This window comes from Lysobacter arenosi (assembly GCF_016613475.2).
GTDB lineage: Bacteria > Pseudomonadota > Gammaproteobacteria > Xanthomonadales > Xanthomonadaceae > Lysobacter_J > Lysobacter_J arenosi.
Genome location: NZ_CP071517.1, coordinates 2274381 through 2294756 on the forward strand (window position 1 = coordinate 2274381; position 20376 = coordinate 2294756).

21 protein-coding genes, 1 tRNA gene and 1 pseudogene are annotated in these 20376 nt (G+C 68.2%); 9 read left to right on the forward strand and 14 right to left on the reverse strand.

The window, feature by feature from the left end; translation table 11 throughout:
• Positions 1-204: 204 nt before the first annotated feature.
• A complete protein-coding gene (locus HIV01_RS10640; RefSeq protein WP_200606974.1) occupies positions 205-597 on the reverse strand; it encodes an NUDIX domain-containing protein in 393 nt (130 codons plus the stop codon).
• Between the two features lie 16 nt (positions 598-613).
• Positions 614-1495 (reverse strand): tryptophan 2,3-dioxygenase, encoded by an 882-nt coding sequence (locus HIV01_RS10645; protein ID WP_200606975.1) that lies wholly within the window; start codon positions 1493-1495, stop codon positions 614-616.
• A gap of 144 nt (positions 1496-1639) precedes the next feature.
• Here HIV01_RS10645 and HIV01_RS10650 point away from each other — a divergent pair, with 144 nt between their 5' ends.
• The 7 genes from HIV01_RS10650 (at position 1640) to HIV01_RS10680 (ending at position 10111) form a co-directional block, all read left to right on the forward strand.
• Entirely contained in the window at positions 1640-4897 is a 3258-nt protein-coding gene (locus tag HIV01_RS10650; RefSeq protein WP_200606977.1) for a lamin tail domain-containing protein, read from the forward strand.
• A 371-nt stretch (positions 4898-5268) separates the two neighbouring features.
• Positions 5269-6339 (forward strand): pyruvate dehydrogenase (acetyl-transferring) E1 component subunit alpha, encoded by a 1071-nt coding sequence (gene pdhA, locus HIV01_RS10655; RefSeq protein ID WP_200606979.1) that lies wholly within the window; start codon positions 5269-5271, stop codon positions 6337-6339.
• Positions 6340-6389: 50 nt separating this feature from the next.
• A complete protein-coding gene (locus tag HIV01_RS10660; RefSeq protein ID WP_245156995.1) occupies positions 6390-7391 on the forward strand; it encodes an alpha-ketoacid dehydrogenase subunit beta in 1002 nt (333 codons plus the stop codon).
• A 14-nt stretch (positions 7392-7405) separates the two neighbouring features.
• Positions 7406-7768 (forward strand): SH3 domain-containing protein, encoded by a 363-nt coding sequence (locus HIV01_RS10665; RefSeq protein ID WP_200606982.1) that lies wholly within the window; start codon positions 7406-7408, stop codon positions 7766-7768.
• Positions 7765-8151, forward strand: a complete 387-nt coding sequence (locus tag HIV01_RS10670) for a cupin domain-containing protein (RefSeq protein ID WP_200606983.1) — start codon at positions 7765-7767, stop codon at positions 8149-8151. Before HIV01_RS10665 ends, HIV01_RS10670 begins: the two co-directional genes overlap by 4 nt.
• A gap of 42 nt (positions 8152-8193) precedes the next feature.
• Positions 8194-9579 (forward strand): dihydrolipoamide acetyltransferase family protein, encoded by a 1386-nt coding sequence (locus tag HIV01_RS10675; protein WP_200606984.1) that lies wholly within the window; start codon positions 8194-8196, stop codon positions 9577-9579.
• 145 nt (positions 9580-9724) lie between these two features.
• Complete coding sequence (locus HIV01_RS10680) at positions 9725-10111, forward strand: VOC family protein (RefSeq protein ID WP_200606985.1); 387 nt, start codon at positions 9725-9727, stop codon at positions 10109-10111.
• 8 nt (positions 10112-10119) lie between these two features.
• Here HIV01_RS10680 and HIV01_RS10685 read toward each other — a convergent pair whose 3' ends face one another.
• The 4 genes and pseudogenes from HIV01_RS10685 to HIV01_RS10700 form a co-directional block, all read right to left on the reverse strand.
• Positions 10120-11226 carry a sensor domain-containing diguanylate cyclase gene (locus HIV01_RS10685; protein WP_200606986.1) on the reverse strand — a complete coding sequence of 369 codons (1107 nt, stop codon included), beginning with the start codon at positions 11224-11226 and terminating at the stop codon, positions 10120-10122.
• 130 nt (positions 11227-11356) lie between these two features.
• Positions 11357-12292, reverse strand: coding sequence for an MBL fold metallo-hydrolase (locus HIV01_RS10690; RefSeq protein ID WP_200606987.1), 936 nt, complete (start codon positions 12290-12292; stop codon positions 11357-11359).
• A 6-nt stretch (positions 12293-12298) separates the two neighbouring features.
• The gene (locus tag HIV01_RS10695) at positions 12299-12610 is read right to left on the reverse strand and encodes a hypothetical protein (protein ID WP_200606988.1); all 312 of its coding nucleotides are present in this window, start codon (positions 12608-12610) and stop codon (positions 12299-12301) included.
• Positions 12611-12729: 119 nt separating this feature from the next.
• Positions 12730-13936, reverse strand: a pseudogene (locus tag HIV01_RS10700) (tryptophan--tRNA ligase); the annotation flags it as partial.
• 96 nt (positions 13937-14032) lie between these two features.
• Between HIV01_RS10700 and HIV01_RS10705 the strand changes: the two are divergent.
• Positions 14033-14836: a hypothetical protein gene (locus HIV01_RS10705; RefSeq protein WP_200606992.1), complete on the forward strand. Its 804-nt coding sequence runs from the start codon at positions 14033-14035 to the stop codon at positions 14834-14836.
• 143 nt (positions 14837-14979) lie between these two features.
• Here HIV01_RS10705 and HIV01_RS10710 read toward each other — a convergent pair whose 3' ends face one another.
• The 4 genes from HIV01_RS10710 to rocF form a co-directional block, all read right to left on the reverse strand.
• Positions 14980-15180, reverse strand: coding sequence for a CsbD family protein (locus tag HIV01_RS10710; RefSeq protein ID WP_200606993.1), 201 nt, complete (start codon positions 15178-15180; stop codon positions 14980-14982).
• Between the two features lie 217 nt (positions 15181-15397).
• Positions 15398-15550, reverse strand: coding sequence for an entericidin A/B family lipoprotein (locus HIV01_RS10715; protein ID WP_200606995.1), 153 nt, complete (start codon positions 15548-15550; stop codon positions 15398-15400).
• Positions 15551-15761: 211 nt separating this feature from the next.
• Positions 15762-15896, reverse strand: coding sequence for an entericidin A/B family lipoprotein (locus HIV01_RS10720; protein ID WP_200606996.1), 135 nt, complete (start codon positions 15894-15896; stop codon positions 15762-15764).
• Positions 15897-16031: 135 nt separating this feature from the next.
• Complete coding sequence (rocF, locus tag HIV01_RS10725) at positions 16032-16955, reverse strand: arginase (protein ID WP_200606997.1); 924 nt, start codon at positions 16953-16955, stop codon at positions 16032-16034.
• A 262-nt stretch (positions 16956-17217) separates the two neighbouring features.
• On the opposite strand from rocF, the gene HIV01_RS10730 reads away from it, so the two are divergent.
• Complete coding sequence (locus HIV01_RS10730) at positions 17218-17538, forward strand: hypothetical protein (protein WP_200606998.1); 321 nt, start codon at positions 17218-17220, stop codon at positions 17536-17538.
• A 70-nt stretch (positions 17539-17608) separates the two neighbouring features.
• Here HIV01_RS10730 and HIV01_RS10735 read toward each other — a convergent pair.
• The 4 genes from HIV01_RS10735 to birA all read right to left on the reverse strand — a co-directional run bounded on the left by HIV01_RS10735 (position 17609) and on the right by birA (position 20232).
• Positions 17609-17684 (reverse strand) — tRNA-Thr (locus HIV01_RS10735).
• 49 nt (positions 17685-17733) lie between these two features.
• Entirely contained in the window at positions 17734-18471 is a 738-nt protein-coding gene (locus tag HIV01_RS10740; RefSeq protein ID WP_200606999.1) for an SPOR domain-containing protein, read from the reverse strand.
• 19 nt (positions 18472-18490) lie between these two features.
• Entirely contained in the window at positions 18491-19231 is a 741-nt protein-coding gene (locus tag HIV01_RS10745) for a type III pantothenate kinase (RefSeq protein ID WP_200607000.1), read from the reverse strand.
• Complete coding sequence (birA, locus tag HIV01_RS10750) at positions 19228-20232, reverse strand: bifunctional biotin--[acetyl-CoA-carboxylase] ligase/biotin operon repressor BirA (RefSeq protein ID WP_200607001.1); 1005 nt, start codon at positions 20230-20232, stop codon at positions 19228-19230. The genes HIV01_RS10745 and birA overlap by 4 nt, the downstream gene beginning before the upstream one ends.
• Between the last annotated feature and the right edge of the window lie 144 nt (positions 20233-20376).

Below are 20376 nucleotides of genomic sequence, written 5' to 3' on the forward strand. Positions count from 1 at the left end.
ATTTACCGGCTGAGGCCGGTCTCGTCAAACCCGCGTGAAGACCGGCCAGAATGTGCTGCGCTGCAGCATCAAAGCTGAATAGCGGTCGCACTTATGCACGAAGGGACTCAGCCTGATGGGGCAATTGATTCCGCCAAGTCAGGTCTAGGTCGGGGACAGGCGATTTCGGCCGGTTCGGGCGGGTGCTGCGCCGGGGCTGTCGCTTCAGCCGCCGCCCAGTGCCTGGGCCAGCAGGCGCGGGAAGTCCGGATGCGCGGCGGCCAGGCGCTGCTGCGCCTGCTCAAGGGTGCTCCAGGACAGGGCGGCATGCTCTTGCCGGTTCTGCGGCGTGCCCGTCCAGGCCTCGACTACGTACAGCCGTAGCCGCCACGGCTCCGGCGCGTCGCCGGCGATGGCATCGAGGTAGCGCATGCGTGTGGGGGCGATCCCCAACTCCTCGTCAAGCTCGCGTCGCAGCGCCTCATCAGCACTTTCGCCCGGCTCGATATGGCCACCGAACACGTCCCAGGCGCCGGCCAGCCAGTCGCAATCGTCGCTGCGCAGGCCGAGCAGCACCTCGCCATCTTTCACGATGAACGCGCCGACACAGTCGTGCACGCGCGCCGCCACGTGCTTACCCCGGCGTTGCGCCGTAGCTGCCGCCGGCACCTATCACCGTGCGCACGTCGAACAGCTCGGGGAAGAAGGTCAGCTCCAGCGCCTGCTTGAGGAAGCCCACGCCGCTGGATCCGCCGGTGCCGCGCTTGAAGCCGATGATGCGCATGACCGTGCGCATGTGGCGGAAACGCCACAGCTGGAACTGGCTTTCCAGGTCGACCAGGTCCTCGCACAGGTGGTAGGCCTGCCAGTGCGCGTCGGTGTCCTCGTAGATGCGCTCGAACACCGGCAGCAGGTCCGGGTCGGCGACATGCGCGTGCGACCAGTCGCGCTCGACGTGCCGTGCCGGCACCGCGTGGCCATGGCGGGCCAGGTAGCGCAGGGCCTCGTCGTACAGGCTCGGCGACTCGAGCACTTCGCGCAGGCTCGCCTCGGCCTTGGCGTCGTGGCCGAACACCTTGAGCATCGCCGCATTCTTGTTGCCGAGCAGGAATTCGATGGTGCGGTACTGCAGCGACTGGAACCCCGACGACGGCCCGAGGATCTCGCGGAACTCCATGTACTCCGACGGCGTCAGCGTCTCCAGCACCGACCACATCTCGGTCAGCTGGCGCAGGATGTTCTTGCAGCGCGCGAAGATCTTCTGGCACTCGCCCAGGCGATCGGCGCGCAGGTGCGCGATCGCCGACTTGAGCTCGTGGATCATCAGCTTCATCCACAGCTCCGAAACCTGGTGCTGGACGATGAACAGCAACTCGTCGTGGTGCGGCGGATTGGACAGGCGCTGTTGCGCCGACAGCAGGGTGTCCAGCTGCAGGTATCCCGAATAGGTCATCCGCCCCGACAGGTCGGTGTGGATGCTCGCTTCCAGTTCGCGCTCGTTCTTCTCGACCGTCATTGCAGGCTCGTTGTGGCCGGCAAAGACGCCGGCTGGGGGGCCAAAAGGGTACCGCATCGGCCCGTCACCCCCCTGCAATACCTTGTCCGGCACAATCCGCCCGCCTGCACGGGGGGCCATGGCAGGCCTACAACGGGGATTCTCATGGACAAGAGCACGGGCCGCGGTGCGGCCAGGACGCTTGCGTTGGCAGCACTGCTGGCCGTGGCCGGCGGCACCAATGCACAAGTAGTGATCAGCCAGGTTTACGGCGGCGGTGGCGGTGCCAGCCCGCCCTTCAGCAACGACTTCGTCGAACTGCACAACCGCGGCGCGAGCGCGGTGGCCCTGTCAGGGCTGTCGGTGCAGTACGCCAGCGCCACCGGCACCGGCAACTTCGCCGGCGTCACGGTGCTGCCGACCTTCTCGCTGCAACCGGGCCAGTACTTCCTGGTGCAGATGACCGGCGGAACCACTGGCGCGCCGTTGCCCACGCCAGACGCCGTGGGCGGGGCCACCATGTCGGCCAACGCCGGCAAGGTCGCGCTGGTGCAAGCCACCACCGCCCTCGCCTGCAACGGTGGCAGCACGCCGTGCACGCCGCAGCAGCGGGCGCTGATCGTCGACCTGGTCGGCTATGGCACCGCCAACTTCTTCGAAGGCAGCGCGCCGGCACCGGGACTGAGCGCGGCCACGGCGGCCCTGCGCAAGGACAACGGCGGGACCGACAGCGACGACAACGCCGCCGACTTCATTGCCGCCGCGCCGACACCGCGCAACAGCGGATCTGCGCCGCCGCAACCGGATCCGGCCCTGCCCCTGACGATTGCGCAGATCCAGGGCGCCGCCCTGCGTTCGGCGCACGTCGGCAAGCGCGTGGTGACCGAAGGCATCGTGACCGCACTGCGCTTCAACAACGGATTCTTCCTGCAGAGCAGCAGTGAAGACGGCAACCCGGACACGTCCGATGCCGTGTTCGTCTACACCAGCTCGGCACCGCCGGCCAGCGCCGCCGTCGGCAATCGCGTGCGGGTGACCGGCCTGGTCGAAGAGTTCGTGCCGTCCACCAACGTCAACCAGCTCAGCGTCACCGAGATCACCGGACCGACCGTCGAACTGCTGCAAAGCGCGGTCGCGCTGCCGGCAGCGATTGAGCTGACGGCCGCCGACCTCGCCACGACCGCGACGCCGGGCACGCTCGAACGGCTCGAAGCGATGCGTGTCAGCGTTGGCAGCACGGTGGTCGTTGGCCCGTCGGAAGGCCGCATCGACGAGGACGACGCGACCTCCAGCGGCGACGGCGTCTTCTACGTCACCCTACCCGGCATCGCGACGCCGTTCCGCGAACCCGGCATCGGCGCGATGGATGCGGCATTGGCCAGCCTGCCTGCGGGCAAGAACCCGCCGTTGTTCGACACCAACCAGGAACGACTGATGGTGCGCAGCCGCGGCCAGGTCGGCGCTTTCGCCCTGGATGTCGACACCGGCGCGCAGGTCAGCGCGATGGTCGGCGTGCTCGACTACTTCGCCGGCACCTGGGCATTGCTGCCCGACACGGCCAGCGCGCCGGTCGCCAGCGGCGGTCGCGCACCGGAGGCGGTGGCCGATCCGGCCTACGACGCGGTCACCGTCGGCGGCTTCAACCTGCTGCGCTTCTTCGACGAGATCGCCGACAGCAATGGCGCGTCGACGATCAAGCCAGAAGCCGTGGCCAAACGCCTGGCAAAGACCGCGTCGGCAATCTGCGACTACCTCAAGACGCCCGACATCCTTGGCGTGGTCGAAGTCGAGAACCTGCGCGTGCTCGGCCTGCTCGCCGATCGCATCAACAGCAGCTGCGCCCGCGCGCCGGGCTATGCACCGTACCTGGTGCAGGGCAACGACATCGGCGGCATCAACGTCGGCTTCCTCGTCGCCAGACGCGATAATGGTGCCGGTGTCGCCCGCGTCGAAGTGAACGAAGTGGTGCAGTACGGCAAGGATGCGACGCTGGCCAACCCGGACGGCAGCACGAGCCTGCTCAACGATCGCCCGCCGCTGCTGCTGCGTGCCCGCGTGCACCAGGACAACGGCGCCAGCTATCCGGTCACGGTGATCGTCAACCACCTGCGTTCGCTCAGCGACATCGATTCGGTCGAACCGGGCAGCAATGGCTGGAGCAGCAACGGTGCGCGTGTGCGTGGCAAGCGCGCGGCACAGGCGGCGTATCTGGCCGGTCTGGTCAACTCGATCCAGCAGACGCATCCGGACGAGAAGATCGTGCTGGTCGGCGACTTCAATGCATTCGAGTTCAACGACGGCTACGTCGACGTGCTCGGCGTGATCAAGGGCGAGGAAGCGGCCAGCGACCAGGTGCTGACCTGGGTCGGCAGCCCGCTGGCGACGCCCCTGGTCGACGGTTCGCAACTGATCACCGACCCGGCCGAGCGCTATTCGTACCTGTACCAGGGCAATGCGCAGACGCTCGACCATGTGCTGGTCAACGAAGCGCTGGTGGTGGGCGCGGCACGGGTTCGCGTCGACCATGCGCGCATCAACGCCGACTTCGGCGTCGACCACTTTGGCGACAGCGGCGTGCCGATGCGCGTGTCCGATCACGATCCGGTGCGCGTGAGCATCGAAGTGGCGCAGTTCCGCAGTGCCGACCTCGCGGTCACCGCGACCGGCTCGCCGCAATCGCTGCACCCGGGCGAGACCGCGACGTGGACCGCCACGATCGGCAACGCCGGCCCCAATGCCGCTGAATCGGCTGCGGTCGCCTTCGTGTTCGATGCGCAGTTGACCCCGTCGATCACGGCGCCGGCCGGCTGGACCTGCGCCGCTCCCGTACAGGAGGCCGCAACGACTACCGTCACGTGCACCGCGCCGAACCTGGCAACACAGGCCAGCGCCTCCTTCACGCTGACCACGGCGGTCCCGGCACTGGCCCATGGCACCGCGCTGCACATGGCCGTGGCCGCGCGTTCGCAGACCCGCGACCGGGCCAATGGCGACAACCAGGCGACCGCCGAGGTCACCGTGGTCGCCGCCGCGGACCTGTCGGTGCAGATTGCCGGCGGCGCGCTGCCGGTGCGCAAGGGCGCGATCGCGACCTTCCTGGTGCCGGTACGCAATGCCGGGCCGGACGCCGCCCAACAGGCGCGCCTGGTACTGGAAGGCAACGTCGCCGTCGGCGCCGCGGCCGTCGCCGCACCCAGCGGCTGGAGCTGCACGCGCGAGGCCAGCGATGCCGGCTTCCGCGCGCAATGCCAGCGCAGCGGTGCGATGGTCGCCGGGACGCAGTGGTTCGCCTTTGCGATCGTGGTGCCGGATCGCCCGCGCCGCGGCACCGAACTGGAGTTCAGTGCCGAGATCGCGGCGGCCACGCCGGATCCCCAGGGTGGCAACAACCGCGATGTGGTGCGGGTGCGCATCGGCCGCTGAGACCACGCACGACACCTGCAACGGGCAACACCGGCAAGGGCGCGGCGTTCACCGCGCCCTTGTCGTTTGCGGGCATCGGACCTGCCGCTGCGACCACGCTCCATACCCCGCCGTGCGGCCGGGTGCCGGGCGGACCTACCTTTTTTGCGGCAAAGATGCATGCCGCAGCGCGCAACGGCCCTTAACAAGCCTTTGGTTATGATCTTCGCGAAAGCGCGTCGGCCAGGCCTGTGTTCGGGGCTACCAGACGCCGCGGAGCCAGGTCCGGTGCGTCTTCCGGGCCCAGCCATCCGATGCGGTGATGCGCCGGCACTGGATCCGGAACGCGGCCGATTCGGACTCCCAGCCACACATCATCCAGGACTTCCGCGATGACGGTCGCCGCGACCTTCGAAATCGAATACCTGCAATACCTCGGCCCGGACGGCAAGCCGGTGGCGGAGCTTCCTGCCGCTTTCCGCGATCCCAAGGCACTGCTGCCGCTGTTCAAGGAAATGCTGTTCGTGCGCACCTTCGACAGCAAGGCGATCGCCTTGCAGCGCACCGGCAAGCTCGGCACCTACGCCAGCTGCCTGGGCCACGAGGCCACGCACATCGGCATCGGCGCTTCGATGCAGCCCGCCGACGTGTTCGCACCGAGCTACCGCGAGTACGGTGCGCAGTTCATGCGCGGCGTGAAGCCGCGCGAAGTGCTGCTGTACTGGGGCGGCGACGAACGCGGCAACGACTTCTCCGGACCCAAGCACGATTACGCCTGGTGCGTGCCGATCTCCACGCAGTGCCTGCATGCCGCCGGCGCCGCGCTGGCGTTCAAGCTGCGCAAGCAGAAGCAGCTGGCGGTTGCCTGCTGCGGCGACGGCGGTTCGTCCAAGACCGACTTCTACGCCGCGCTCAATTCCGCCGGCGCCTACAAGCTGCCGCTGGTGCTGTGCGTCATCAACAACGGCTGGGCGATCTCCGTTCCGCGCTCGGCGCAGACCGGCGCCAAGACGCTGGCGCAGAAGGGCCTGGCCGGCGGCCTGCACTGCCTGCAGGTCGACGGCAACGACCTGATCGCCGTGCTCGAGGGCATGCGCCGCGCCAGCGAGCGCGCCCGCAGCGGTGAAGGCGGCAGCGTGATCGAGTTCATGACCTATCGCCTGCACGACCACACCACCGCCGACGATGCCCGCCGCTATCGCGAGGACGACGAGGTCAAGTCGGCCTGGACGCGCGAGCCGATCACCCGCCTGCGCACGTACCTGACCGAACAGGGCGTGTGGAGCGAGGCCGAGGAGAAGGCCTGGGCCGAGGAATGCGGCAAGCGCGTCGACGTCGAGATCAACGCCTACCTGGAAACACCGGTGCAGCCGGTCGAGGCCATGTTCGATTACCTCTATGCCGACATGCCGCCGGACGTCGCCGCCCAGCGTGCCTACGTGCTGGCGCAGGAGGGTCGCTGATGAGCGTCGAGGATCCGATCAAGACCGCAGCAACCAAGGGTGCGACTGCCATGGCCACCGCTCCGGCAACGCCGACCGCGATCACGTTGATCGAGGCGATCACCCAGGCGCTCGCCTACGAGATGCGCGCCGACGACACCGTGCTGGTGCTCGGCGAGGACGTCGGCGTCAACGGCGGCGTGTTCCGCGCTACCGCCGGCCTGCAGCAGCAGTTCGGCCCCGAGCGCGTGCTCGACACGCCGCTGGATGAAACCACCATTGCCGGCCTCACCGTCGGCCTGGCCGCGCAGGGCATGAAGCCGGTCGCCGAGTCGCAGTTCGACGGCTTCGTCTACCCGATGGTCGACCACATCATCTGCCACGCCGCGCGTTTCCGTTACCGCACCCGCGGCCGCCTGACCTGCCCGATGGTGCTGCGCGTGCCTTGGGGCGGTGGCATCCGCGCGCCGGAGCACCACAGCGAAGCCAACGAATCGATCTTCACCAACGTGCCCGGCCTGCGCGTGGTCATGCCGTCGTCGCCGGCGCGTGCCTACGGCCTGCTGCTGGCCGCGATCCGCGAACCGGATCCGGTCATCTTCATGGAGCCCAAGCGCATCTACCGCCAGTACAAGGAAGTGGTGCCCGACGACGGCGAAGCCCTGCCGCTGGACGTGTGCTACGTGCTGCGCGACGGCACCGACGTGACCCTGGTGACCTGGGGCGCGCAGGTGAAGGAAACGCTCGAGGCCGCCGAGAAGCTCGCCGCGCAGGGCATCAGTGCCGAAGTGATCGACGTGGCGACGCTGCGTCCGCTCGACTTCGCCACGATCGCTGAATCGGTCAGCCGTACCGGTCGCTGCGTGATCGTGCATGAAGCGCCCAAGACCGCCGGCTTCGGCGCCGAGATCGCCGCGCGCCTGGCTGAGGAGTCGATGTTCGACCTGGTCGCACCGGTCGAGCGCGTCACCGGCTACGACACGCACATCCCGCTGTTCCGCCTGGAGATGAAGTACCTGCCCAGCGTGGAACGCATCGTCACCGCGGCCAAGCGGACCCTGGCAGCGAGCTGAGGACACAACCACGCATGCGCCACGCCCGCGTCGTAGTCGCCCACCGCGCACCGGATCGCCCGGCGATCCGGATCGCACGCGGCGAAGACGTGACGCTGGGAGAGCGTGACCGCGACTGGCCGCAGTTCGTCTGGACAACCATCGCCGAGGGGCATGGCGGATGGGTTCCGGCGGCCCTGTTCGACAGCGAGCAGGGCTCGGCCAAGGCGCTGTCGGACTACGACACGCGCGAACTCGATGCCCGCGCCGACGAGATCGTCACCCTGCACTACGAGCTGGCGCAGTGGTGGTGGGCAGAGAATGCGCTGGGCATGCAGGGCTGGATCCCGGCGCGTGCGCTGGAGATCCTCGACGACGACGAGGGCGAGGACGCATGAACGACGCTTCGGCGCAGGCAAAGTCGAAGGCCATCAACCTGGCGGCCAAGCTGGCGCAGTTCGGGCAGCACTGGTCGCCGCGGGTGGTCGCGCAGATGAATGACGTGCAGTTCAAGCTGGTGAAGATGCAGGGCGAGTTCGTCTGGCATTCGCACGAGGACACCGACGAGGTGTTCATCGTCGTCAAGGGACGGATGGAGATCGGCTACCGCGACCACGACGTGGTGCTGGGCGAAGGCGAGATGTGTGTCATTCCGCGCGGCGTCGAGCACATCACCCGTGCCAGCGAGGAATGCCACGCACTGATCATCGAGCCGGCCGGCGTGGTCAACACCGGCGATGCCGGCGGCGAGCTGACCGCGCGCAACGATGTGTGGATTTGAGAATTTGACACCCAAGCGACGCAACCCTAGGGACGACACCGCATGAGCAACAAGACCTTCTTCCTCCCCGACCTCGGCGAGGGCCTGCCCGACGCAACCATCGTCGAGTGGTTCGTGAAGGAAGGCGACACCATCCGCCTCGACGACAACCTGGTGTCGATGGAAACCGCCAAGGCCGTGGTCGAGGTGCCTTCGCCGGTGTCCGGCAAGGTGATCCGCCTCGCCGGTGCGCCGGGCGACGTGATCATCACCGGCAAGATGCTGGCCGAGTTCGAGATCGATCCGTCGATGCCGCAGCGCGCCGAGGGCCAGGACACCGGTCACCACCATGGCGCCGGCAGCCACGCGCCCGAGGACGGCGACAAGGTCATCGCCTCCGACGACGGCGGCACGATCAGCGCCGGCGACCAGGCCGCCGCGCCGAAGGCAGAGGCCAAGCGCGACGACGCCGGCACGGTGGTCGGCGCGATGCAGAGTTCCGATGCGGTGCGCAGCGAGCAGGCGGTCGCGGTCGGCGGCGTCAAGGCGATGCCGGCCGTGCGCGCACTGGCGCGCAAGCTCGGTGTCGACCTGACGCGCGTGCGCGCTACCGGCGCCGACAGCGTGGTGACGATGGACGACGTCAAGCGCGCGGCCGCTGATGGGTCGGCCAAGGCTGGCGCGGCTCCAGTGGCGGCGGCGGCAGCCCCGGCGCCTGCCCGTGCCAGCGCCCCCGAAGCCCCCGCTGCCCGCAGCACGCTCTCGCAGGCCGGCAAGCCGGTCCGCACGCAGCCGCCGGGCGTCAGCGCCAGCGGCCAGCCGGAGCAGCTCAAGGGCGTGCGCCGCAACATGGCACGCGTGATGGCCGATGCTCACGCCAAGGTTGTCCCGACCACGCTGTGCGACGACGCCGACCTGCACGCCTGGGTCGGCAAGCAGGACATCACCGCGCGCCTGGTGCGCGCGATAGTCACTGCCTGCAAGGCGGTGCCGGCGCTCAATGCCTGGTTCGACGGCGACAACCTCAGCCGCACCCTGCACCCGCAGGTCGACATCGGCATCGCGGTCGACACCGACGACGGCCTGTTCGTGCCGGCGCTGCGCAATGCCGACATGCTCGATGGCGCCGGCGTGCGCACCGCGATCCAGCGCCTGCGCGCGCAGGTCGAGGATCGTTCGATCCCGGCAAGCGAGCTGAGCGGCTACACGATCTCGCTGTCCAACTTCGGCATGTTCGCCGGCCGCTATGCGACGCCGGTGGTGGTGCCGCCGTGCGTGGCGATCATCGGCGCGGGCAAGCTCAGCCACGACGTGGTTGCCGTGATCGGTGGCATCGAAGTGCATCGCCGCATGCCGATCTCGCTGACCTTCGACCATCGCGCCTGCACGGGCGGCGAAGCGGCGCGTTTCCTCAAGGCGCTGCTGGACGATATGTCTTTGCCGACGTAATCCATGCCTTGCATGGATTACCCCAAAGTTTGTACTTGCAAACTTCGGGCCCCGCCATGCGCTGCCATACCCCCGATTCGCGCACGCGCGAATCGCCCCCCTAACTAAGGGGGGCTGGTGCCCCCAGTAACGCCGAGGACGATCAATGAGCCATCGCAGTCGCCTTGCCGGTTTCATCATCGATTGCCAGACCGACGACCTCGCCCCCGCGGCGAGGTTCTGGAGCCAGGCGCTCGGAGCCAGCATTGCCGATCCCGATGCCGGCGATGTTCCCGGCACCTACGTGCAGTTCGGCGATACCCGCGACGGGCTGCACATCGAGGTGCAGAAGGTCGACCACGCATCGCGCGTGCACCTGGACATCGAGTCCGACGACATCGACGCCGAAGCGGCACGGCTGGAGAAGCTCGGCGCGAAGAAGATCGCGTTCGTCAAACGCTGGTGGGTGATGGAAGCGCCGACAGGTCAGCGCTTCTGCGTGGTGAAGATGCATCACCCGGAACTGGGCACGCCGCCGACCACGTGGGATTGAAGCAGGGATCAGCCGCCGTGCAGCGGCGTGTCGTCGGCTACCACGCAATTGCGGCCGCGCGCCTTGGCGCGGTAGAGCGCCTGGTCGGCGCGGTCGAATACCTGCTCGGACCAGTCGCGCGTCGGCTCGCCGGCGGCCAGGCCAATCGATACGGTCAGATCGAACGGTAGTGCCGACTGCGACAGGCGCTGGCGCACGCGCTCGGCGACCTGCGCGGCAACCGCCAGTCGCGTGTCCGGCAGCAGCACCAGGAATTCCTCGCCGCCGTAACGCACGGCGACGTCGTCGGTGCGGATCGAAGCGGCCACGGCATCGGCGACCGCCCGCAGCGCGCGATCGCCCAGCAGGTGGCCATGGCGATCGTTGACGTCCTTGAAGTGGTCCACGTCGAGCAGCATCAAGGTGTAAGGCGCCCGCTGCAGTTGCAGCATCGCCTCCGGGTTGTCGCGCAGCTGCACGAGCGCGGCGCGGTTGAGCAGGCCGGTCAGCGCGTCGTGGGTTGCGCTGTGCAGCAGCTGGTCATTGCGGCGCTGCAGGTCAGCGCGCGCGTCCTCGAGCCGTTGCGCGAACGCCTCGCGCTCCGACAACAGCCGGCGCTGCTCCATCGCATAGCGGCGCAGCTCGAGCAGGTGCTGGGTCTGTCGCGCGAGCACTTCCAGGCCTTCGCGTTGCGCACTGGTCAAGGTACGCGGGCGCGTGTCGAGTACGCACACGGTGCCGATCGCGTGACCGTCCGGACTCAGCAGCGGCGTGCCTGCGTAGAAGCGCAACGGCGCCTTGCCGATGCGGATATCCGGGCGCGGAAAGAATGAAGACTGGGCGGCGAGATCCTCGATCACCAGCGTCTCCCCGGGCGCCATGATCGCGCGATCGCAGATCGCCTGATCGCGCGGTGTCTGCCGGGTGTCGAAGCCGATCTGCGCCTTGAACCACTGCCGCTCGTGATCGATCAGCGAGATCGCCGCAGCGGGCACGTCGCACAGCGTTACTGCCAGGCGCACGATGTCGTCGTAGGCCTGTTCCGGCACCGTGTCCACGACTGCATAGGCATCCAGCGCCGCCTGGCGCGGAGCTTCATCTGGCAGTGGTGGAGGGAGGGGTCGGACGGCGGACATCGGGGGGGTGCTGAAAGGCGGCTCAGGCTACCCTCCCGCGCCCTGCGCACCTGTGACGCAGGCCACAGCTGCGTCGATCCGAGAGCGCCCCAAATCCATTCAGCCAGACCCCGTTAATTCTGAATAGGGATCAGACGGCCTCGCGGTCCAGCCACACTTCCAGGCCCTGCGCGTTGAGCTCGATGTCCATGGCCAGCAACCCGGCCACTTCGGCGTCGTCGAGCGGGGCGCCGTGGGCGCGTGCCCGCGTGACGAAGAGTTGCGTCAGCGATTCCACCAGGCGTGCATGGCGATCGTCCTTGCCATGGGCAGCGCGCGCGAGCGCGACAATCGCGTCGATCTGCACGATCAGGTCATCGCCCAGGCGCGCGACATCGCCGACTCGCGCGTAATGCGTGAGGTGCATCGCTTCGGGCGCGCGCGCCAGCAGCTTGCGGATCGAGGCCTTCAACGGTTCCGGTTCGAACTGCACCGGCGTGGTCGTCGGAATCACGAACGGCGCACCATCGGCATTGTCGAACTCGCGATACGACAGCCCGAACGTGTCGCCGGTGAACCAGCTGCGACTGCGCTCATCCCACACGCACAGGTGGTGGCGCGCATGGCCGGGCGTGTCGATGCACAGCAACGGGCGGCCGGCCAGCTCGATCACGTTGCCATCGGCCAGCACGCGCACCCGTTCGGCGGCAACCGGAACGATCTCGCCGTAACTGCGCGCCATTTCCTCTTCGCCGTAGACCGCGGTCGCACCGGCCACCAGTCGCGCCGGATCGATCATGTGCGGCGCGCCGCGCGGGTGCACGGCGAGCACGGCGTTGGGCAGCTCGCGCATCAACGCGCCGGCGCCGCCCGCATGGTCCAGGTGCACGTGGGTCAGGATCAGCCAGTCGACCTGCGCCGGCGACAGTCCCTGCCCGGCCAGTGCCGCCAGCATCGCCGGCACCGAATGCTGCGTGCCGCAATCGATGAAGGCGCCGCGACCGTTCTCCACCATCAGGTAGGCGGCATCGAACGAGGGTCGATGGAAGCCGGTGTCGATGGCGACGATGCCGTGAGTCGGTTTCATGCGTGCTCAGCCCCTGCGCCGCAGCCACAGCCGTCGCACGAAGAACGCCACGGTCAGCACCGCGAGGAACACGCCGTAACCGAGCGCGGTGGCGAGGATCTGCTGCCACATCCGGCCGAAGGCCGGGTCGGCATGGTCATGCGACCAGTAGATGCTGAGCAGGAAAGCCGTCACCGCCAGCAGCAGCGCCAGCGTGTCGTAAAGCTTGCGCGCCGCATTCCGCGGTTGCCGCGGGAACAGCCAGAACAGCGCGCCGAGGATCGCAAACCACGGCAGGAACAGGATCAGCGCCAGGTTGAGTTCGATCGCCGGGCTCATGCGTCCTCGGCCACCAGTTGCGCCAGCGCTTCGACCACTTCGGCCAGCTCGACGCCTTCGTGCAGGTGCCCTACCAGCTCATCGCCCAGGTGCACGGCCGCGTTGCCCGCGCCGTGCAGGGCGGCGCCGCCCTGCTGCTTCAGGCGTCCGATCAGCTGGCCGGCGGTGCGGGCCGACTCGTGGCCGACGCTCTGCAACAGCAGGCGGTCGCCATCGACGAACTTGAAGTAGAAGCGGCCATCGCTCTCGCGGTACTGCTTGAACAACGGCAGCGATGTTTTCGAAGCCTTCTTCGCGGTGCCGGTGCTGGCGCGCGACAGGTCGCGCAGGCCGACGGCCTCACGCAGGCGTGCCAGCGTCGGCTGTGCGTAGCGCGTGCGAAGGCGGCTGGCGCCGTCGCGCAGCACCGCTTCGATGTCGGCCGGGCGCGCGATCAGTTCCTCGTAGCGGGCACGCAGCGGCGCGACCTCGCTGTCGATGCGCTCGAACAGCGCCTGCTTGGCTTCGCCCCAGGCGATGCCGTCGGCGAAGGCCTTGGCGCATGGCCGCCGTCTCCTGCTCCGAGGCGAAGGCCTGGTAGAGCTGGAACACATTGGAATTGTCGGCGTCCTTGGCTTCGCCCGGTGCGCGCGAGTCGGTGACGATCGAATAGATCAGCTTCTTCAGCGCATCGCGCGGCACGAACAACGGGATTGTGTTGTCGTAGCTCTTGCTCATCTTGCGGCCGTCCAGGCCGGGCAGCGTCGCCACGTTCTCGTCGATCACCGCTTCGGGCAGGTCGAAGAACTCTTCGCCATAGACATGGTTGAAACGCTGGCCGAAGTCGCGCGCCATCTCGATGTGCTGGATCTGGTCGCGGCCGACGGGCACCTTGTTGGCGTTGAACAGCAGGATGTCGGCCGCCATCAGCACCGGATACATGAACAGTCCGGCGTTGATGCCGGCGTCGTCGTCCTCGCCGACCTCGCGGTTCTTGTCGACCGAGGCCTTGTAGGCGTGGGCGCGGTTGAGGATGCCCTTGCCGGCGACGCAGGTCAGGAACCAGGTCAGCTCCTGCGTTTCCGGCACGTCGCTCTGGCGGTAGAACCAGACCTTGTCCGGCTCCAGCCCGCAGGCCAGCCAGGTGGCGGCGATCTCCAGCGTCGAGCGCTGCACGCGCGCCGGGTCCTGCACCTTGATCAGGGCGTGGTAGTCGGCCAGGAAGTAGAAGCTCTCCACGCCGGCCGTGCGGCTGGCCGCCACGGCGGGGCGGATCGCGCCGACGTAGTTGCCCAAGTGCGGGGTGCCGGAGGTGGTGATGCCGGTGAGGACGCGGGTGGGGCTCATCGAACGCTGACGCCGGGGAAAACGGCCCAACAGTGTACCCAACCCCGCCGCCGCGACTGATCCGTTCTCCCCGGCGTCCCATCCGGAGAACCGACCATGCGCACCCTGCCCTGCCTGCTTGCCACTCTTGCCGCTTCGGCGGTCCTCGCCTTCGCCGCGCCGCTGCCGGCCAAGGAACTGGCCCGGTACCAGCCGGGCGGACCGGTCGATCTGGCCGTGGTCGACCGCGACAGCGGCCAATGGCTGTCGCCGACGGTCCACCGCGGCCAGCGCTGGATTGCCGGAACTCCCGGCCATCGCTATTCGGTGCGCCTGGCCAACACCAGCGGCCGACGGGTCCTCGTGGTGCTGTCGGTCGACGGCGTCAACGCCATCAGCGGCCAGACCGCCCACCCGTCGCAGACCGGTTACGTGCTCTCGCCCTGGCAGACGATGGAAGTCGAAGGCTGGCGCAAATCGCTCGACCAGGTCGCCCAGTTCGTCTTCACCGACCTGCCCGACAGCTATGCGGCACGCACCGGCCGACCCGACAACGTCGGCGTCATCGGCGTGGCCGTGTTCGAGGAGGCGGGGATGGCGCTGGAAGACAGGCGTCGCGGCGAGGTGCTCGACAGGGTCGAGCGCGGCGACGCCGCGAAGAATTCGGCACCGGCGGCGGCCCGTGAATCGGATGCGGCCGCGCAATCGATCGGCACCGGACACGGCCAACGCGAGTGGTCACCTGCAAGCCACACGCAATTCATCCGCGCCACGCGCGCGCCGACGCAGGTCAGCGAGTTGCGTTACGACGATTACGACACGCTGGTCGCGCGTGGCGTGCTGCGTCCGTATCCGCGCTACATGCGTGACTCGCGACCGCGTGCGTTCCCGGAAGGCTTCGTCGCCGATCCTCCGTATTGATTGATGATTACAGCGGGCGGCCAATGAAAGAACCGGCCTTGCGGCCGGTTCGGATTGATGGAGCAAATTGCATGGCGCACGCCGGTTGCGGCTTCAGCCGCACCGCCCGGCGTGCGCACCGCGTGCGCGGATCGACGGACTGCTTAGTTCAGCGTCTTCTCGAAGTCACGCACTTCCTGCTGGGCGCGGTCGCGTTCCCAGCCATAACGTTCCTGCAACTTGCCGGCGAGATATTCGGCGTTGCCTTCGGCCACGGCGAAATCGTCGTCGGTCAGGTCGCCCCAACGGGCCTGTGCCTGGCCTTTGATCTGCGTCCACTTGCCAGCAATGATGTCTTTGTTCATCACTCATCCTCGGTTCGGGTGATGCGATGCATCTGTCAGATGCCGCACGCACAGCATCGCAGCGCCTGCATTCGAACGAAGTCGCGATTGCGTTAGTCGAGGATTGATGTCGGTGAACACGATATTCAGCGTGCATGCGCTGCGTGCTCTCGCAAAAAAGAAGAGGCCGGATTGCTCCGGCCTCTCCTGTTCACAGCTTCGCGCGATCGTCAGTCGATCAGCACTTGCCGTCCTTGCAATCCGTGGCGGCCTCTTCGACCTTCTCACCGGCTCCCTTCACGTCCTTACCGGCGCCCGCCACGGTGTTGCAGGCGGTCAGGGTACCCATCGAGAACAGGGCGAGCAGCATCAGTGCCATCAAACGCTTCATGGAAATCTCCTCAGCTAATGGGAAGCAAGGCGCACGCAAACCGGCTGCGTGCGGCGGGACCATCTGACGTGAGGAGGTGTGAAGCCGAGGTGGATTTGGGCGAAAAATCCGCCTTCCGATTCAGGCGACAGCCATCGGGGCGGCAGACAGCACGAAGGCCGGTCAAGCCGGCCTTCGGGGCATTGCAACCGGGATGCAGTGGCGCCAGCGCTTAGTCGCTGGCCTTGTCCTCGACCTTCTGGCCGAGCTTCTTCACGTCTTTGCCGAGACCTTCCATGGTGTTGCAGGCGCTGAGCAGGGCCAGCGACAGGGTGGCGAGCAGGAGCATTGCGGCAAAGCGTTTCATCGGGTCCCCGGGGACGTTGGCAGTGGTGGCATAAGGATGGCATGGCGGCGCGGGCGCCGCACCACGCCCCCGTGGGGCCGGGGCGCGGTGATGTCAGCCGCAATTCAGCTGCCAGTGCCCGTGGGGCCCGCCGGCTCAGTCGCGCATCAGGGTCGACTTGCCGAACAGGCTCTCGACCAGGTCCACCGCCAGGCGGGCGGTGCGGTTGCGCTTGTCGATGATCGGGTTGAGCTCGACGATGTCCAGCGAGGCCATGCGGCCGCTGTCGGCGATCATCTCCATCACCAGCTGCGCCTCGCGGTAGTTCGGACCGCCCGGCACGGTGGTGCCCACGCCCGGGGCGATGCTCGGGTCGAGGAAGTCGACGTCGAAGCTGACGTGCAGGTGGGTGTTCTCGTCGACGCCTTCCAGCGCTTCCTCCATCACCCGCTTCATGCCGATCTCGTCGATGTAGCGCATGTCGTACACGTCCAGGCCGTATTGCTGGACCAGGCGCTTCTCGCCTTCGTCGACCGAGCGGATGCCGATCTGGCGGATTTCGTCCGGGCGCAGCGCCGGCGACGTTCCGCCCAACTGGGTCAGTGCATCCGGACCGAGACCGCACAGACACGCCACCGGCATGCCATGGACATTGCCCGACGGCGTGACCTGGCTGGTGTTGAAGTCGGCATGCGCATCGAGCCAGAGAACGCGCAACTGCTTGCCAGTCTGGCGGCAGTGTTGCGCCACCGCAGTGATCGAACCCAGGCCGAGGCAATGATCGCCGCCGAGCAGGATCGGCAGGCGGCCGTCTGCGAGTTCGGCAGCCACCGCATCCATCACGGCGCGATTCCAGGCGACGACTTCGGCCAGGTGGCGATAACCCTCGACCGGCTTCTGCCATGGATTGCGCGGACCATCGAGATTGCCGCGATCGATCACGTCGACGCCACGCTTGACCAGCGCCTCGCCGATGCCGGCAATGCGCAGGGCCTCCGGCCCCAGCCGCGCACCGCGGTGCCCTGCACCCACGTCGGTCGGTGCACCGATCAGCGAAACTCCGGGATAGCTGCGACTCATGCTGTGACGTTCCTGTCTGGTGCCGCTGCCGACACGGGTGCCGGTACGAGCGGTTGATTGGGTGATTGCCAGCCGGACTCACGCCAGACGCTGGAACCTGGTCCAGCCGAGTTTAGACCCTTGTGATTGCGGTATCCCGCGCGACCGCGTTGGCGCGTGGCTTCCTTCATATTGACGTGCGCCTGCCACCACCAGACCATCCGGATGCATGCCCCACTTCGGGGTCGCAGGGGTCAGGGCCGTGGGAACGATTTCGAGTCTGATGGACCGCCTCGCCCGCAAGACCGCGCCCAACGCACAGCCCATCGTGGTCACGGCGTTTGGCTTCGCCATGGGCGAAGACTTCGTCGCCTGGCAGGCGGTCGCCGAGATCTGGGGCCACGACGTGCAGTCCGACCACGGCGACGTGTGCCTGGAATTCTCATGTCATGGCAAGTCCGTCTGGGTCGCCCAGCGTCAGGCAGGTTTTGTCGGCCTTGAGCAGGTGATGGTCGCTGTCTTTCCGTCGACTGCAGGCTGGCGCGAGTCGGTGATGAATCCCACCATCGAGGGCTGCCGGACGCTACTGTTCCGTCGCGCCTGACGGGTCACGCCGCACGTCAGCACCGCTGAAAAGCCCGCAACGAAAAAGCCCCGCATTGCGGGGCTTTCGATGGTGCCGGCAGTCAGAATCGAACTGACGACCTACCGCTTACAAGGCGGTTGCTCTACCAACTGAGCTATGCCGGCAAGGCTCGCATTCTAGCCTGCCGCGACGCCTGGCGCGCCTGCGACTTCATCATCGCAGGCGGGCGCAGTCGAGCGGGCGCGGTGCGATCTGCACGGCGGCCTGTGCGCGGGCGGTGTCGAACGACGGACCCGGCACCAGGTCCAGCCAGTAACTCGCGCGGCCTTCGCCCAAGGGTTCGGCGCGCGCGGGGAAGCCTGCCGCCACCAGCGATTGGGCGCGGCGATTGGCCGAGTCCTCGTTGCGGTAGCGGCCGAGCGCGATCGAGTTGGCTTCGCTGCCTTCGCGAACGATGAAGTAGTCGTTGAAACCGGCTGCGGCAATGCGCTGCGCGGTCGCCTGCGCCTCGGCCAGGCTGGCCGCGGCTGGCAGCAGCACGCGATAGCCCCGCGTCGTCCCGGCACGCGTCTCGCGCGGGACCACCTTGGTCGCCACTGCCATCAGCACTTCGTGCGCGTTCTTCGCCGCGGCGGCGTCGGCGAACGGGCCGAAGCTGTAGCACTGCGCGGGCATGGCGGCGGCCACTTTCGCCGGGGCGGCTTCCTTTGGCGGCGCTGCGGCCGGCTCCGGGACTACCGGTGCCGTAGCCGGCGGTTTCGCGACAGTCGATGGCGTCGCGGAAGCAGGCCTGGATGCAGCAGGCTGCACTTCACTGGCCAGCTGCAGGCGTGCCACGCCCAGCGGTTGCTCGATCGCAGCCGGTGGCGACGGCGGTGCGCGCAGCGTCCACCACGCGGCGACACCAAGATTGAGCACGATCAGCAGGACGACCAGGGCGCGTATCAGCATGTTTCGGATTCTAGTCGGCTCAAGCCACGCTTTCGGCAATGGCCCACTGCGCCAGGCCTTCGAGCACGAGGGTTGCGACCTGTGTCGCGTTCGGCAGGTGGGCGGCCAGCGCTTCGGCGCCGCCGCCGTGGAGGATCAGTTGCGGGGTGCGACCCAGGCGCTGCCGCGCCGCATCGAGGCTGCGCTCGATCAGCGCCAGCGCGGCGCCGTCGCAACCGGAGGCCAGCGCGTCCTCGGTGTCGCTGGCGAAGTCGATGTAGTCGCCGCCGCTTTCCGGCAGCTGCGGTGCGCGCTCGTGCAGCGCTTCGCGCATCAGCGTCGGCGAGGGCGCGATGCGTCCGCCCAGATGTCGGCCATCGGCGTCGATCAGGTCGATGGTGAGCGCGGTGCCGACTCCGCAGATGAGCGCGGCGTCGCCGATGCGCGCGTGTGCGGCCAGCAGCGCCAGGAACCGGTCGACGCCGAGCTTGCGCGGGTCGGCGTAGGCAATTCGCACCGCGCCCAGTCGCACCTGCGTGCGGGCGAGTGAGATGCGCTGGCAGCGCGCGGTCAGTGCATCGAGCACCGCCACGCGCAGCGCCGGATTGGCAACGCTGGCGAGGTAAGCGACGTCGATTCGCCCGGGCAGCAGTTGCGCCAGAGCCGCGGCGACGTCGTCCTCGCGGTGCGGCAAGGCGACTGCGTCACCGACGCTGCCATCGGCCCGCAGCGGCGCGCACTTCAGCCGCGTATTGCCCAGATCAAACAACCACGCCGTCATGCCCCGTCCCCCTGCCCTGCGCCACGGCGCACGCTGACTTCACCGGCATGGAAATGCCGTTCCTCGCCATTGTCCATGCGCACGCGCAGCGCGCCATCATCGGCCAGGCCCAGCGCCGTGCCGTGCACTGTCGCCGTGGCGCCGTGCACGCTCACGCCCTGCCCGGCCAGTGCGTCGAGCGCGGCGTAGCGTGCACTGAAAGCGGCCAGCCCGACCGCATCGAATTCTTCCAGCGCCGGCAGCAATCGCGCCAGCACGGCGGTGGCCAACTCGTTTCGATCCGGTGGCGCCGTTGCAAGCGAGGCCAAATCGCACCAGGGCTGATCGATCTGCGCGGCCACCGCCGCCGGCATGCGCACGTTGATGCCCAGCCCGATCACCGCGCGCACCGGTCCTGCATGCTCGCCACCGCCCTCCACCAGGATCCCGCCGAGCTTGCGCAGCCCGCCGTCGGAATCGACCACCACCAGGTCGTTGGGCCATTTCAGGCGTACGCCGGCAAAGCCCGCGTCGCACATGGCTTCGGCCGCGGCGATGCCGGCGACCAGGCTGAGACCGCCGAGACGGGCCAGGCCGCCGCCAAACTGGCGCGCGAGCGAGAGATACAGATGAGCTGCCAGCGGCGACGCCCATTCGCGGCCACGACGCCCGCGCCCACCGCTCTGGCGCTCGGCCAGCAGCACCAGGGCGCCGCGCTCCGGCGTGGGCCGGCGCAGCAGTTCGGAGTTGGTCGAGTCGATCGTCCAGACAGTGTCCAGCCCGGCCAGCGCCGAAGCGGCCGCGGCAGGCAGCTGCGAGCGGATCGCGGCCGCATCGAGCAGGTCGATCGGTTGCGCCAGCCGGTAGCCGCGCCCGGCCTGGGCCTCGATCGCGATCCCGGCCTCGCGCAGCGCCTCTATCCGCTTCCAGACCGCCGCCCGGGTCTGGCCGCTGGCCTGGGCCAGGGCGTCACCCGACGCCGGCCCGGCCATCAGCCGCTGCAGCAGGGCGCGGTCGTCCATCAGCCGCGCCCCTGGCGGGCGCAGCGTCGGCAGTCGGGCGGCGACAACAGGAGGGGCAACCGCAGGCACGGTTGCGGGCGAAGGGCACGCGTCATGGCGCGAATTATGCGCGAGGGCGCAAGCCCGGCGTCAGGCGCTCGCCGA